The sequence below is a fragment of the Psychrobacter pasteurii genome, assembly GCF_900162815.1.
In the GTDB taxonomy this organism is placed as follows: domain Bacteria; phylum Pseudomonadota; class Gammaproteobacteria; order Pseudomonadales; family Moraxellaceae; genus Psychrobacter; species Psychrobacter pasteurii.
This window is the reverse complement of sequence record NZ_FUGD01000218.1, coordinates 1-364: the sequence shown is the minus strand read 5'-3', so window position 1 is coordinate 364 and position 364 is coordinate 1. Positions and strand designations below refer to the sequence as shown.

Here is a 364-nt window from a genome sequence, read left to right as displayed (position 1 = left end):
AGCCAAGCTATCACGATTGCACCTGCAAATTAGTAATATCCGTAAAGACGCTCTACATAAGCTTACTACTGGCTTGGTGAGTGAGTATGATGTTATTGCGATTGAAAACCTAAACACCAAAGGCATGATGCAGAACCGTAAGCTAAGTCGAGCCATCAGCGATTTAGGCTTTTATGAGTTTAAGCGTCAGCTTGTTTATAAGGCTAATCAATACGGTAAAACCGTCAAAGAGTTAGATAGATGGTTTCCATCCTCTAAAACTTGCTCTAATTGCGGTCACTTGCTGACCAAAGACGAATTACCCTTATCAGTTAGACGATGGCAGTGTCCGTGTTGTCAGCAGGCAAATGATAGAGATGTCAAT

General features: G+C 41.5%; 1 protein-coding gene. It reads left to right on the top strand.

The annotated features are described in order from the left end of the window. A partial coding sequence (locus A1232T_RS13510) for an RNA-guided endonuclease InsQ/TnpB family protein (protein WP_143514025.1) occupies nucleotides 1-364 on the top strand: 364 nt, incomplete at both ends.